Origin of the sequence: Luteolibacter sp., assembly GCF_039920825.1 — a bacterium.
Taxonomy (GTDB): Bacteria; Verrucomicrobiota; Verrucomicrobiia; order Verrucomicrobiales; family Akkermansiaceae; genus Luteolibacter.
Map to the genome: position 1 here is coordinate 1 of NZ_JBDSCX010000047.1, position 14,422 is coordinate 14,422.

Genomic DNA, 14,422 nt, shown 5'->3' on the forward strand with positions numbered 1-14,422 from the left:
AGTCCTTGGAAAAAACCCTGTCGATTCCGGCAGAAAAGAGCATTTTCAACAAACCTTTGCGAGGCCCCACCGGACCGGATCAATGGTTTAATTCACCCGCACCAAACGCGCCGATCCCCGCAACAGACCCGGAGACTGCGGATCCGAATGCGAAACCCCGCGGAGAGCATCCTCAGAAATAGGACGATGGGAGTGAACTAATTGCTGAACAAATGATTGCAGGAAACAAACACGGGCAGGTTTCGTCTCGACAGAATCATTACAAGCGACGACTCTCGCCCCTCATTCCCTGCCAACTCCATGCGGATCGCTCTCTTCGGTGACATACATGCCAATTTAGAAGCCCTTGAGGCTGTTCTCGACGATGCTTCACAGCAAGGCGTCACAGATTACGTCTGCATGGGGGACATCGTCGGTTACAATGCGGATCCTGCCGCTTGTTTGGAAAAAGTCCGCGAGATGGACTGCCCCACCGTCAAAGGAAATCACGACGAGGACGCCTCGGGAAACCATTCTCTGGACAGTATGAATCCGGTGGCAGCAGCCGCCTTGGAATGGACGCGCCTCCAGCTTACCGACGAGCAACGCCAATGGCTCAACCGCCTTCGCATGGTCCGCCAGGTGTCCGATTTCACCGTCGTCCACAGCACGCTCGATCAACCGGCCAACTGGAATTATGTGACTAATCGCTTCGATGCGATGTCGAATTTTTCCTACCAGTTCACGCAACTCTGCTTCCACGGCCACACTCACGTGCCGCGGGTTTACATGAAAACGGATCGCGTGGTCGAAGTTCCCGCCGAGTCCGTGATCATCGAGGATAGCGCGAAATATTTCATCAATGTCGGCTCCGTCGGCCAGCCACGCGATGGTGATTGGCGGGCTTGTTATGCGATTTATGATTTGGACCACAAGATGGTCGTCTTCCGCCGCGTGGAATACGACATCGTCACGACCCAGAGGAAAATCATCGCCGCCGGACTGCCCACAATGCTGGCGGAGCGGATTCGCGAAGGACGCTGATCGGTTTTCACCGGAACTTCATCGGAATTTCACAAAGACCTCCCAGTCTCCGCGCCGTGGAAAATCCCGACGATTGCGAACTCACGGAGAAGCCTGCCAGATTCAGCCGCCGAAAGGCGATCGGGCTCATCACGGCTGGCGTGGCGGGATGTTTGTTCGATGCGTTTGAAATCGAGCCAGCATGCTTGTCCATCACGCGGGAGGATATTTTCTACGGCCCACATTCGCCTGGCCTCGACGGACTCCGGATCGGCCTGCTGTCGGATTTCCACTTCCGCCCGGACGCGGATCACGATTTATTGTTCAGCGTGGTTTCTAAAATCCACGAACAACGGCTCGATTTGATCGCGCTCGCCGGAGATTTCATGAGCGCCGATCCGCGCGTGATCGATCCCCTTCTGTCTCATCTGAAGAGAATCAACCCGGCCCACGGTGTGTTCGCCGTTCTCGGAAACCACGATGGCTGGGCGGGAAATCGCTCCACCATCCGACGGCAATTCGAAAAAGCGGGCCTCTCGTTTCTCGTCAACCAACACAGCAAAATCTCAATTGGGAGCGAATCCCTGGCGATCGCCGGCACCGATTACGTCTGGCTTGGAAAGCCCGATCCGGCACGCACACTCAAAGGAATCGCCGCCGGAACGCCGATCCTCGCACTCGTTCACGAACCCGATTATTTCGATACCATGATCGGGCATCGCGACATTCTGCTCCAAGTTTCCGGCCACACGCACGGCGGCCAATGCCGGATCCCGTTCGTCGGATACGCACCCAGAAAAGTCGCATACGGCCGAAAATACGTCTATGGCCGCTACTCCAGCGGGAATTCGAATCTTTTCGTAAGCCGGGGTGTCGGCACGGTCGGCCCGCGTGTGCGGTTCGCGTGCCCTCCTGAACTGGCAATTCTCACATTGCGCAGCGGACCGGTCAAAAATTGCGAATCATGACGCATCAATTTGCGGAATGCCATTTTACTGTTGCAAACCAGTCTCAATTGTCGATGTTCTCCACACATGTCACACGCACTTGCAGCCGATTTGAAAATCGACAGCGCCATGACCTTGAATCAAGTCAAGGTCGGCTGTGACGTGCAGATCCGCGTTCTGAGCGGCCCCGGCTGCGATCGTCTCCGCGATCTTGGATTCTGCGAGGAGCTACAGCTCAGGAAGCTCACGAGCGGCCGCAACATGATCTGTTCGATCTGCGGGACGCGGATGGCCATCAGCAAGGAACTCGCCGAGCAAGTGCTGGTGTCCCCGGTGCGTTGATGATTCCAGCGAAACCACCATGTCATCCGTTACGGAATCTCCCTCCACGATCGCGCTCATTGGAAACCCGAACGCTGGAAAAACGACACTTTTCAACGCGCTAACGGGCTCCAACCAGCACGTCGGAAATTACTCGGGCGTCACCGTCGCCGTTAAATCCGGTGAGACATTCACCCCGCACGGCAGGAAACTCCGAGTGCTCGATTTGCCCGGCTGCTACTCGCTGCGGGCGAATTCCCTCGACGAAAAAGTCGCCGTGGACGCTCTCACGGGCAATCTTACCGGCGAGAAAAAACCGGATGTCGTCATCTGCGTGGTGGACGCATCGAATCTGGAACGCCACCTCCAACTCACGCTGCAAGTCATCGAACTCGGCCTGCCCTGCGTGATTGCCCTGAACATGGTGGACGTCGCGGAAAAGGCGGGCCTCCGCCTTGATCCTGCAAAACTGGCTGAGGAACTCAACGTCCCCGTGGTGCCGATGCAGGCGAATGCCAAGAAGGGCATCGTGGAGTTGAAACAAGCGCTGCGTTTCCCCCACCCTCCTGCTTCCGAAGCCACTTGGGTCACCAATCCTGACGATCCGGAATCAGGCAGACGCGCCTTTGTCACCCGTCTTTGCGAACTCGCCGCACGCCGCCCGGATGCGCATCAGCAAACGCTCTCGGATAAAATCGATTCCCTCCTCCTTCACCCGATCTACGGCTGGATCTCGATGGCGGTCATTTTCTTCACCGTCTTCTGGGCGATCTTTTCCTTCGCCCAAATCCCGATGAGCTGGATCGAAGCCGGCCAGGGAGCCCTCGGCGATTGGATCCAATCCAAAATGGCCGATGGAGATCTCCGCTCGCTCATTGTCGATGGAGCCCTCAGCGGAGTCGGCAGCGTGGTAATGTTCCTGCCGCAGATCTTGCTGCTGTTTTTCTTCATCGGCCTGTTAGAAAGCTCCGGCTATATGGCGCGCGCCGCCTATTTGATGGATGGAATCATGGCGAAGGCCGGCCTCAGTGGAAAATCCTTCCTACCGCTTTTCAGCTCTTATGCCTGTGCGATTCCCGGCATCATGGCCACCCGCACCATCGATTCGTCGAAGGAGCGGATCGTCACGATTTTCGTCGCACCATGGATGAGCTGCTCCGCGCGGCTGCCGGTCTATTTTCTCATCATCCCGCTGCTGCTGCATGAAAAGGAAGGCACTTGGAAACAAGCACTGGTGCTGTTTTCTATCTACGCGCTCGGCACGCTGACCGCATTCGTCGTCGCACGGGTGCTGCGCGGCAAACTGGGCGAGGACATCACTCCGGGCCATTTCATGCTGGAGCTTCCACCCTACCGCAAACCGCAGTGGGATTATATTTTCCGCCATGTTCTGGATCGCGCGTGGTCCTTCGTCAAAAAGGCGGGAACCCTTATTCTCGGGCTTTCCATCCTGCTTTGGGCTCTCAAAACCTATCCCAAAACGGAAGGTGCGGACAAAACGGAAACCTTGGCCAACAGCGCCATGGGCCGCATCGGTGCCGTGATCGAGCCGGTGGTGAAACCGCTCGGTTTCGACGGACGCATGGGCACCGCGATCCTCACCTCCTTCGCCGCCCGCGAGGTGTTCGTTTCCTCGATGGCGGTTCTCTATCGAGTCGATGAATCGGACAGCGAAGAGGAAACCCGCAACGTGCTCCGCGATCAGCTTTCCGCTTCCAAATGGCCGGACGGACGGCCGATTTTCACCACGCTCTCGCTCATTTCGCTGTTGGTGTTTTTCATCTACGCCCTGCAATGCCTGCCCACCAGCGCCGTGGTCGCTCGCGAATCCGGCTCGTGGAAATGGGCAGCCGGGCAGTTTTTGTTCATGTCCGGATTCGCCTACATGGCATCGCTCATCGTCTTTCAAGTCGGAAAACTCATCGGATTCTAACCTCATGGATTGGCAAACTTACACCGCTGCAGGAATCGTTCTCGTCACGCTTACGATCTTTCTCGTCCGTCTCGCGAAGCCGAAAAAGAAATCGGGCTGTGGTCACAACTGCGGCTGCGGAAAAACCAACAAGCCATGAAGATCGAGCACATCGCATTCAATGTCGCCGATCCCGTGGCAATCGCCGCATGGTATGGCCAACACCTCGGCCTGACCATCGCCCGTCACATCCCAGTTCCCACGCAGACCCATTTCCTCGCGGACGACGACGGAAGGACGGTTCTCGAAATTTACGGGAACCCGGCCTGCGAGCTGCCCGATTATTTCGCGATGAATCCACTACAGCTTCATCTTGCCTTCGTTTCCGAATCCCGGTGGAGGACAGCGCCCGGCTGATCGAAGCGGGAGCTACTTGGATCGACGAGCTCAAGCTTCCGGACGGAGGACACTTGATCATGCTGCGCGATCCTTGGGGACTCGCCCTGCAACTTTGCAAAAGAGCAGCGCCGTTAGTGCGAAGAGCTTGATGAAGGTCCGGCCCCTTGTTATCGCAGCGGAGTGCTGACTTGCAAACGCCTTGAAGAACTGCCGGCCCTCGGCGTGCCACTGCATCTTGCCCTAGGAGTTTTCGACGGAGTCCATATCGGCCATCAGGAAGTCATCTCCCGCGCCGTCAAAGCTGCGGAAAAAAAGGGCGGACTGGCCGGAATGCTGACTTTCGATCCACATCCGATCCGCGTCATCGCTCCGGAAAAGGCGCCGACTTCCCTGCTCGCCACTCTCAATCACAAGGCGGAAATCGTTCGCGATCTTGGTATCCAGCTTTTCATTCCACTTCATTTCGACGCGGCATTCGCGGCCATGGAAGCGTCCGAATTCATCGAAAAACTCACCGCTGCGGATATCGCCACCATTGCCGTGGGCGAGGATTGGCGCTTCGGCCACAACCGCAGCGGCGATGTGCCATTTCTCGAACGAGAGGCAAAACTGCGCGGTTTCCATCTTGATGCGGTGCCGCCGGTGATGCTCGACGGTGATCGGGTCAGCAGCACCCGCATCCGTCAGGCGATCCGTGACGGAAATCTCGAAGCCGCCCAACGCATGCTCGGCAGACCCTATTCCGTCAGCGGAACCGTGGTCGAAGGCAGAAAATTGGGCCGCACCATCGGCTTTCCGACTGCGAATGTGGCGACCGGCGATGCCCAGCTTCCGCCCGACGGCGTCTGGGTGGTTGAAACCCTACTCGCAGACGGCAGAAAGATCGGTGGAGTGGCCAATCTGGGAATGCGGCCTACGGTGGATGGCACTGCGCGATCACTGGAGGTGCATGTGTTCGATTTTTCCGGAGACCTTTACGGTCAGGAGTTCGAACTTCAGTTTGAAAAATACCTCCGTCCGGAAATCAAATTCCCCTCTCTTGACGCACTACGCACTCAAATTCAACAGGATGCGGAAGCCGCCAGAACCGCGCTCGGCATTTGAGCTGCTTTTCACAATCCCCAGCTTGACACGAAAACAGTTCATTGGAACACTCTTCCCATGAACACCCTGATACCGCTTTTCTGCAAGGTTCGGTCACTATTGGAAAACAAGTTCAACTCCCAGCTCCGCCCGCACCCCATCAAACGGAGACGAATCGAAGTCCAGCTTGAGTTTCCATGGCATTCGAAAAGATGATTTTTTCGGATTTTGGGCTTACGCTCGCTGTCCAAGCCCACTATACCTCGCGGCAACCATCCGCATGGAGACATTCAAACCCACCAACCCTTTCTGTGGCCGTGCTGCATTGTTAGCCACAGCCTGTATGATCGCCCCTCTTCTGGGCGGCGAAACCCGAGGCGTCGCCAACTTGGCAGAGATCGAGCAATCACGCCGAAGTTCTGCCGTTGAGGAAGCGCAGGAACTGCTCAAGAAAGGCGATGAAGCCTATCAAAGTGGCCGTTATAGCGAAGCGGTGGAAGCCTACTCGGGAGCCCGCGACTTGATCCCGAATGCCCCGGTCTCCAAAGACCTCCGTGATGCCGCCACTCAGCGCTACGCCCAGGCATCCGTCGAGCAAGCCCGCATCCTTTCCCGCAAGGGCGATGTCGCTGGTGCCAAGGCGGTGGTGGACAAAATCCTCAGCCCTGATGTGGATCCTCAGAATGCGAATGCCCTGGCTTACCGAGGCGAGCTCGACGATCCGATCCGCACCAATCCGGCGCTCACTGCGGAATACGCGAAGAACGTCGATTCCGTGCGTCGTCTGCTCTACACTGCGGAAGGTGCCTACAATCTTGGCAAATTCGATGAAGCGAAATCGGATTACGAAAAAGTCATCCGCATCGATCCGACCAATACCGCCGCCCGCCGCGGAATGGAGAAGGTGATTTCCGGGAAAAGTGGCTATCAGGATGCCGCCTATGATCACGCCAGAGCGGAAATGCTCGAGCAAGTCGATGCCGCATGGGAAACCCAGGTACCTGCTCAGGAAATCGATACCTCTTTGCTTGATTCCGCGTCCATGACCTCCGGCGGCGATACGATCTACGTTAAAAACAAGATCGACCGCATCATCATTCCGAAACTTGCCCTGGATCAGGCAACGCTGGAGGAGGCATTGGAGTTTCTCCGCCTCCGTGCCGCCGAGAATGATAAACTTGAGTCCGACCCCGCCAAGAGAGGCGTGAACGTCACCGTCAACCTCGGTGCCCCGGATTCTCCGATCGCCAAGAAAATCCGCAGCCTGCGATTCGATCTCCAGCTCTCCCAGGTCCCCCTCTCACAGGCTCTCAAATACATCACCGAGATGACCAAGACGTCCTTCACGACGGACGATTTCTCGGTGATCATCACTCCCGTCGGCTCCGTCTCCGAGGAACTGGTTTCACGCACCTATCACGTTCCACCCGATTTCCTCAGCAATATCAACAGCGGCGTCGCCGAAGCAGAGGGTTCCGAGGATCCCTTCGCGACAAAGCCCGCGAATGAAGGACTCCTTGCCAAACGCTTGGGAGCCAAGGAGGCACTCATCAAGCAGGGCGTCAATTTCCCCAACGGGGCATCTGCGAACTATACGGCAGCGAACAACACCCTGAGCGTCGTCAACACCGCGATCAATCAGGATTACATCGCCCAACTCATCGAATCCCTCACCCAAACCGAGCCTGTGATGATTTCGGTCAAAGTGACCATGATCTCCGTCCAGGAAACGCGGCTTGAGGAACTTGGTTATGATTGGCTTCTGAATCCCATCCCGCTCAATGCCTCGGGCAAGGTTTTTGCAAGCGGTGGCACCGTTGGCAACACTCCCGGACGGGTCGGAGCGGATATGATCAGCCCGGTGAACGGCACCTCGATCGATGGCGTCCCTTCCTCCCCTGATGGACAGGTCACGAGCGGACTGATCACCAACGGAAATCGCTCGGGAGCCACCGCCATCAGCCAGAACGGCATCGACGAGCTGATCAGCAATCCAAACCGCACCTCTCAACAAGCCTCGGTCGCTCCCGGAATCCTCGCTCTCACCGGTCTTTTCACTGACGGCCAGGTCCAGTCGGTCATGCGCGGCCTGAACCAGAAAAAGGGTGTCGATGTCATGGCACAGCCATCCGTCACCACCCGCAGTGGTCAGGCATCTTCCATGGTTGCCGTTCGCGAATTCATTTACCCGACTGAGTATGAACCCCCGGAACTTCCCAACAGCGTTGGCTCGGGTGGGGGCTCCACTCCGGTGACGCCAGCGACCCCAACCGCGTTTGACAAGAAAGACGTGGGCATCAATCTCGAAGTGCTGCCCACCGCTGATGCGAACAAGCAATACATCGATATCACGCTGAAACCGACTTTCAGCAATTTCGATGGTTTCGTGAATTACGGCAGCCCGATCAACAGCACCCAAACCGGGCCCCTTGGGGATCAGCAAACCGTCGTCATCACGCCCAATACCATTCTCCAACCGGTTTTCAGTAAACAAAGTCTCTCCACCAATGTTCGCATCGCGGATGGAGCGACCATCGTTATCGGCGGACTGATGCGAGAAGCAATCCAGGATGTGGAAGATAAAACTCCCATCCTCGGCAGCATCCCGGTGATCGGACGTCTCTTCCAATCCAAAGCCCGGCAGCCGATCTCCACAGCCATCTTGTTCATGGTAAACGTCGAGCTGTTGGATCCAACAGGGCGTCCCTACCGGAACAGATAATTCCCTCAACCTTACTTTTTCGACCTTTCACTCATGTCAGCCGCCCCTAGCGAGCCAGAAAAATACTCAATCGACGAGATGATGGAGCGCCTGAAGAATAACATTTCAGGCAATCTCGAAGAAGATGGCGAGTTGGTGGTTCGTGCTGACGGCACCCAGGCCATTCGGGTCAAAAAGCGGAAACGCCGCTCCGACCAGCCTCACAAGACCGAACGTAGCCGCACCCGTCGCTCGAGGATTTTCCAAGTCTCCGCAGCAATGATTCTGATCATCCTGGCAGGCTTGGGAATTGCCGCGGCCGTTATTTATGCCAACAGCCCGCCGTTTCGGGAAGGTTTGGTCCGGAAAATCGTTCAAAGCACCGGGGCCGACACCGAACTGAAAATGTTCCGGATGAACCCACAAAGCGCGAACGCGACAAACCTCGCGCTCAAGTGGCCGGAGGGCAATGTATTGAGCAGCCTTTCACTTCGGGGTGTGAATGCGGAAATTTTCCCATCAAGCTTTTTGGGAAAATCGATGAATGGTGAAGAAATCACCGTCGTCGAGGGGGCCTTGGCTTTACATGTGCCCCAGCCCGGCCAGCCTTTGCGTGTCGAGCCTGCCTCCGAAGACGAATTGCCGATCCAATTCAAGCGCTATCGCATTCCCAAATTCAGTCTCACTTTGGGCGATCCATCCTCCCCTGTGATGGGCTTATTGAAATCCGAAGCGTCATTCTACCCAACATCTCTGAACGGCCGCCCTCAGTTCAATCTCAGTCAGGGAGAACTCTGGATCAAAGGTTGGCCCATGCTCCGGCTGGACCGTTCCTTCATCGAGTTTCGGGACAAGGAAGTGGATATCGTCAGTCTGCGCATTCTCGACGGGTCCGACAGCCGCGGCACTTTTGAAATCTCCGGCACCGTATTGCCTTACAGCCCTGATCGACTTTCCACACTAAGCGTCGAGCTGAAAGACTTCCAGCTCTCCGGCATCACCGGCCCGCATTTGGGGAAACTTTTCTCAGGGAGAATCGATACCCTTCCGACAACCAAGTCGAACTATCTCACCTTTTATCCCAGCCAGAATCCCACCCCGAAGCTGGCCATTGCATTCCGTTGCTCCCTCACATCCACCATCGAAGTCTCCGGTTTCCCCTGTCTCTTCATGCTTTCTCAAGCTCTGGAAGATGAGTGGTTCCAACGCCCAAGTTTCGAAGGAGATACCGTGGGCGGCACCCTCCAATATGAAGCTGACGCCACCAAGCTGCAGGACCTCAACTTGGAAAGCAAAGGCCGCATGGCTTTACGGGGCCATATTTCCGTGGCTGCCAATCAGGCATTGTCTGGCAATCTCGAAGTCGGTGTCGCGGATTCGATGGTCGCCGCTTCTAAAACCTCCCGGATGAAAACCTTGTTCGGCCCCTCCAAGGAAGGATTTCGTTGGATCACTCTCAAAATCGGTGGCACGGCATCGAATCCTACCGACAACTTCAAGGAACTGTTTCTCGCTCCCGAGGCAACGCCCTCAGCGGAATCCAACGACCCCGACCACAAGGGTTCGACATTCGACGAACTGACAAAGCCGCGATAGCGCGGTTTGCAATGGCACCTGACTTTCGGGTGCCATAGGCGTCGAAAAAGCCTGGTCGAAAGCGCTGAATATTTTCGAAGAAGAGCGTGGCGCTCCGGCAAATTTTGGTTCATGGTTTATGACGGATAAGGCAGTTAGACCTGCCATCCTCTCACCCAAATATTAACCAACAAGAACCATGCAAACTGCAAACGTCAATCTGCCGATCACTGTCACCGTGAGGCACGAACAAGTGACTGATGCCCTCCGGGATCACGCGCATAAGAAAATCGAAGGCCTCCACCTCGATTACCCGAGAATCATCGAGGCCAAAGCCATCTTGGACGTCCAAAAAAACCGGCACATTGCCGAAATCATTCTATTCTGCGCCAATCACATCACCATCGAAGCCCACACCGAGGGGAAGGACATGTATGCCGCACTCGATGAAACCATCGAAAAAATCGCCCGTCGCATGCGCAAGCACAAGACGCGCTTGATGAAAAAGCACCGCCCTCATCGCAACGAGTCGATCCGCCATCTGGAGGAACGCTTTTTCACCGAAGAAGTTCTCGATCACCCCGAGAACTCCGACATCGAGCCCGTTCCATTCATCATCCATCCCGAAAACTACGCGGTCCGGACGATGTATAAGGAAGACGCGATCATGCAGCTCGAACTCACAGATCGCCCGTTCGTACTCTACAAAAGCGCCCGCCGTGGCTGCCTGACCATCGTCTATCGAAGGAAGGATGGCGAATACGCCGCATTGGATATCAAGGATTGATCAGACGGGTTGAGATCGGCAGTCGTGCTGTCTCTTTCCCAATCAACCCAGCCGGCCGGGGGCAATCCCGGCCGGCTTTTTTGTTTCCAGGAGCTTTCGAACCGCATCTTCTCCGCCGATCACCAGAGTCCGAAGACCGCGCCCGACTAACAATAACAGAAAAATTCTTAGATTCGGGATCTCGTGCGCGCGTCCTGTGAGGCGCATTTTTCCGGTTTTTCTGCCAAGAATGTCAGCCAGCGGGTTTCCTATAGATATGAAAACCCTATTCGCTTTGATGCTGGCATCTACGGCGGCAAACGCCGACTCACTCAAAACCGGCGATCTGGCGAAACTCCGTGATCCCTCCAAGCGCAAGGCGGAAGTCGCCCGCCTCTGCGAACGGGATCCCGCCTCCTACGCCCTCACCCAAGCCTGGCTTCTCACCGCACGCCAAAAGGACGGGGCCCCGCCACTGAATGTGGTCTGCGCGTCCCATGAATATCAATCAAACACCACCTCCAGCCTCTACGGCGACTACAAGATTGAAAAACCCGAAGAGCTCTTTGAAATTGCTGCCCGCGCGGTTCCTTTCCGAACCGAACCCGATCTGGATCCCGTGCGCGACAGCGTGCTACTGGTGTTCGATTCCAAGGGCAGGGAAGTCCGCCCATTCGGAGGCAACAACTATACCGAAGAAGGGTATTATTTCGACTTCGATCATGACGGGATTCTCGACCGCGCGGACTCCACCAACTACTCGGTGAACGAGACCCCCAAGGACTCCGTCAAGGTATTCGAACTCCAGAGTATCGAGCCCAAGCCGCGCACGCTGCTGGAAGTGATTTTCAACTGGCACCCGCGATCCGCCGGGGATGAGAACGACTGGGGCTTTAGCTGTTTCGATGACAACAAAGATGGTATCGCGGAAATCGCTTTCGGTCCGGCGTCCGCCATCAATCCGGAGGAACAGCGGAAATTCGTCTTCCGATGGGATCCCGTCGCGAAATGTTATTCGGCCGGTGAGATTCCCGAGCATTCGCATATCCGCGTCATCAAATCCGGCGAGACCCTGGCTTCGATCGCGAAGTCTGGCGGACTCGGCTATCCGGTGATCAAAGACCCGGATTCCGACGAGGCCTCCCCGCCTTTGATCTCGTCCCAACGTCCTTATGTGTTCCGTTCGCTAAAAGACCGCCCCGCTTCGGAGTGGGCGGCGTTTTTCCATGGGAAAGAGCGCCGGAATGCTTTCGAAGGTGCCGAAGATTCATTTCCTAACCGCCTGCCGAAAAACCTCTGGGACCTTACGCCTAAACAAGCCGCCATGGCCCTCGCCGAGGCGAACCGCACCCCCACCCACCGACAGCGGTGGAAACTCGCTCTCGATGACCGGGACGGGCTAACTCCTCCCAAGTCCGGATGGCTGATCCATGACTGGGGCTCCTCGGGCTGTTATAGTTTCAGCTCCCATCTGTTCGCCCTGCATTTCGGCGTGCCGGATCCGAGTCTCACCGTTTTCGGATATAACTCCATCGGGGCCGTCGGACGCAATCCGTGGGCCGATCAACCCGCTCACAATGTGCGCATCATCAAACTCACGGAATCGGAAGCCCGCTTCATTGCGGACACCGTCTTCTGGCTCGACCGCATCCGCACGTTTTCCCCGCAAAAGTCCGACCGCCATAGCTCCCGTAGTTCCACTGCGGATGGCTCCGGCACACTCACGTTGTATCCGGACCATGCGGCTCCCCGCAAACTCGCCAACGAAACCGTATGGGCCAGCTTCATCTCGGGCAATTGGGAGTCCGACTACAACCAAACCGTTTTCATCAATCTCGCCGAACTCCTCATTGCCGACGGCATCCCGGAAAAGCTCGGCGACCGCTGGAACGTCGCAGCGGAGATCGACCAGCAAAGCCTCGTTACCCCAACCAAGGAACGCCTCGCACCGCGGGTCGATGCCAATGCCCGCCAGCAACTTTCCGAAGACTTTGCCGTCATTCTCGAACGCAACGCCAAGGATCCGATTCCCGCCGCAGCACTTCTGGATCTTGTCAATGCTGCCGGTAACGAGGCACTGACTGAGCTTCTTCCTTCCCTACAAAACCTGCTAGCCGGGCTTCCTCCGGAAAATGCGGAGGATCGGGAGTTCGCAGCCCTTGAAAAACGTTTCGAGCGGGATCATTTCGGCAATCCGCTGAAGGACGAAGAAACCGCCGATCATAAGAAAGCCTACGCCCGCTATACGGAACTCCGGGACAAGCGCGGGTTTGTTCCCTCCGAACGCCTCAGAGCCCCTCTGTTGAATTCGATCCACCTACTCCGTCTTGCAGAAAGCACCGCCGACCTGTTGAACGCGGCCGACGACGAGGCCCCCAATTCGCGCTGGGCGCTCTCCCAGCTCCGCCGCATCTATCCAGATGAGTGGTCGAACCTCATGGCCTCGAAATTCCGCAAAGCCGACACTAATAACCGACGCGCCATTTTCGAAACCCTCGCCACCGGCAACCCCGCCGCAGCCAAACGGCTGGTCGTCGGCCTCCCCCCTGCCGAATACCGCGATCTCATCCTCGAAATCGCCAATTACCATAAAGAACACGACAGAGACGCTCTGGCAAAAGATCTCCCGGTTCTAATGGACATCATCAAGGACAGGACACAGAACTACATCCGTCGGGAAGAAGCGATGTCCCTGCTTGCCGGGCTCGACCTCACGCCGCCCTTCCGCGAGGAGCTCACCACCCTAATGGCAAAGGAAATCAAGGAACCCCAGCAGGGGCAATACGGCTCGAGCACCCTTGATTCCGCGATCCGCGCATTGACCGAGGTGGCAGGCACCGCCGACCATCTCGAATGGATCACCACCACACCCGCCATCGCAAATCAGGCTTTCGAGGCTGGATTCGATGCGATTCTCCAGATGTCCCAGAATCGCCCTGATCGAAACCAGATTCTCGCCGATTTCATCCGTCCCAGCTTTGTGAAGAGCAAAGGCATGATGAACGACATTTTTCTTCACGCGCTCGCTTTCGATCTTCGGACGCTCGCTCCTGACATCGCGGCCTTTGCCAGTGAAAATCCCACGGCAAAGGATGGCGATGGGTCCAATTATTCCGGAGGCAAATTCACAACCCCTGTTGGCCAACGCTATCATATCGCCCGTGAAATCACGGCCCTTTGGTCGGAGGGCGACACCGCCACCGCCGGGCGCATGTGGGCGTTTTACGTTGCTGCCCATCCCGATCAGTTCAATCCCGGCAACCGGAGTTCGCGGATGAGCCAAGCGCTCGGCGAACTCGCTGCCAAACAAATCCGCAGTCTTCCCGCCCCGCAACGTCGCGAAGCCGTCGACTCCGCCATTTCGCTGATCCCGATACCCAAGTACGCCGCCCCGGCTGAAGCTTGGTTGCGAAGCCTCAGTTCCGCCGCAGTTCCAACAAATTGACGCTCATTATTAACCCGCGCAATATTTAGAAGGCGTCGCGGTTTGACTTGGACTGCGTGCAGCCTGCTCCCGCTTTGCGTGAGCCAGCCTGCTGGCCGCGACGGCTCGCAGCGGGCTGCGTGGCCGAAAGCGGCAGCAGGCTGCACGCAGTCCAAAGCTTCGCGTCACCCGAATTCACAAATCCTGATGCGTATCAGTATAGCCCTGAACTTCCAGTTCTTCCCGAATCACAAATCCTGATGCGCGGCAGTATAAATGGATTTTTCCATCC

At 56.7% G+C, this 14,422-nt stretch carries 11 protein-coding genes; all 11 read left to right on the forward strand.

Translation table 11 applies throughout. The annotated features are described in order from the left end of the window. Nucleotides 1-300 precede the first annotated feature (300 nt). Entirely contained in the window at nucleotides 301-1,023 is a 723-nt protein-coding gene (locus ABIQ96_RS15250; protein WP_348215473.1) for a metallophosphoesterase family protein, read from the forward strand. A 56-nt stretch (nucleotides 1,024-1,079) separates the two neighbouring features. Further along, nucleotides 1,080-1,970: a metallophosphoesterase gene (locus tag ABIQ96_RS15255; protein WP_348215474.1), complete on the forward strand. Its 891-nt coding sequence runs from the start codon at nucleotides 1,080-1,082 to the stop codon at nucleotides 1,968-1,970. Between the two features lie 66 nt (nucleotides 1,971-2,036). Further along, on the forward strand, nucleotides 2,037-2,291 hold the full coding sequence (locus ABIQ96_RS15260) for a FeoA family protein (protein WP_348215475.1): 255 nt from the start codon (nucleotides 2,037-2,039) through the stop codon (nucleotides 2,289-2,291). 19 nt (nucleotides 2,292-2,310) lie between these two features. Further along, nucleotides 2,311-4,203 (forward strand): ferrous iron transport protein B, encoded by a 1,893-nt coding sequence (gene feoB / locus ABIQ96_RS15265; protein WP_348215476.1) that lies wholly within the window; start codon nucleotides 2,311-2,313, stop codon nucleotides 4,201-4,203. 4 nt (nucleotides 4,204-4,207) lie between these two features. Beyond that, the gene (locus ABIQ96_RS15270) at nucleotides 4,208-4,342 is read left to right on the forward strand and encodes a hypothetical protein (protein ID WP_348215477.1); all 135 of its coding nucleotides are present in this window, start codon (nucleotides 4,208-4,210) and stop codon (nucleotides 4,340-4,342) included. Continuing rightward, nucleotides 4,339-4,599 carry a VOC family protein gene (locus tag ABIQ96_RS15275; RefSeq protein WP_348215478.1) on the forward strand — a complete coding sequence of 87 codons (261 nt, stop codon included), beginning with the start codon at nucleotides 4,339-4,341 and terminating at the stop codon, nucleotides 4,597-4,599. The genes ABIQ96_RS15270 and ABIQ96_RS15275 overlap by 4 nt, the downstream gene beginning before the upstream one ends. A gap of 162 nt (nucleotides 4,600-4,761) precedes the next feature. Then, entirely contained in the window at nucleotides 4,762-5,685 is a 924-nt protein-coding gene (locus tag ABIQ96_RS15280) for a bifunctional riboflavin kinase/FAD synthetase (protein WP_348215479.1), read from the forward strand. Nucleotides 5,686-5,944: 259 nt separating this feature from the next. Beyond that, a complete protein-coding gene (locus ABIQ96_RS15285; protein ID WP_348215480.1) occupies nucleotides 5,945-8,386 on the forward strand; it encodes an Amuc_1098 family type IV pilus outer membrane protein in 2,442 nt (813 codons plus the stop codon). Nucleotides 8,387-8,419: 33 nt separating this feature from the next. Further along, the gene (locus ABIQ96_RS15290) at nucleotides 8,420-9,961 is read left to right on the forward strand and encodes a hypothetical protein (RefSeq protein ID WP_348215481.1); all 1,542 of its coding nucleotides are present in this window, start codon (nucleotides 8,420-8,422) and stop codon (nucleotides 9,959-9,961) included. A gap of 178 nt (nucleotides 9,962-10,139) precedes the next feature. Next, a complete protein-coding gene (gene raiA / locus ABIQ96_RS15295) occupies nucleotides 10,140-10,727 on the forward strand; it encodes a ribosome-associated translation inhibitor RaiA (protein ID WP_348215482.1) in 588 nt (195 codons plus the stop codon). Between the two features lie 256 nt (nucleotides 10,728-10,983). Beyond that, the gene (locus tag ABIQ96_RS15300) at nucleotides 10,984-14,151 is read left to right on the forward strand and encodes a hypothetical protein (RefSeq protein WP_348215483.1); all 3,168 of its coding nucleotides are present in this window, start codon (nucleotides 10,984-10,986) and stop codon (nucleotides 14,149-14,151) included. Nucleotides 14,152-14,422: the final 271 nt, after the last annotated feature.

Bases quoted from the DNA above. Each gene is read 5' to 3' on its own strand.
- ABIQ96_RS15270 (WP_348215477.1), top strand. From the start codon at position 4,208: ATGGATTGGCAAACTTACACCGCTGCAGGAATCGTTCTCGTCACGCTT.
- ABIQ96_RS15250 (WP_348215473.1), top strand. From the start codon at position 301: ATGCGGATCGCTCTCTTCGGTGACATACATGCCAATTTAGAAGCCCTT.
- feoB (WP_348215476.1), top strand. From the start codon at position 2,311: ATGTCATCCGTTACGGAATCTCCCTCCACGATCGCGCTCATTGGAAAC.
- ABIQ96_RS15290 (WP_348215481.1), top strand. From the start codon at position 8,420: ATGTCAGCCGCCCCTAGCGAGCCAGAAAAATACTCAATCGACGAGATG.
- ABIQ96_RS15285 (WP_348215480.1), top strand. From the start codon at position 5,945: ATGGAGACATTCAAACCCACCAACCCTTTCTGTGGCCGTGCTGCATTG.
- raiA (WP_348215482.1), top strand. From the start codon at position 10,140: ATGCAAACTGCAAACGTCAATCTGCCGATCACTGTCACCGTGAGGCAC.
- ABIQ96_RS15300 (WP_348215483.1), top strand. From the start codon at position 10,984: ATGAAAACCCTATTCGCTTTGATGCTGGCATCTACGGCGGCAAACGCC.
- ABIQ96_RS15275 (WP_348215478.1), top strand. From the start codon at position 4,339: ATGAAGATCGAGCACATCGCATTCAATGTCGCCGATCCCGTGGCAATC.
- ABIQ96_RS15260 (WP_348215475.1), top strand. From the start codon at position 2,037: ATGTCACACGCACTTGCAGCCGATTTGAAAATCGACAGCGCCATGACC.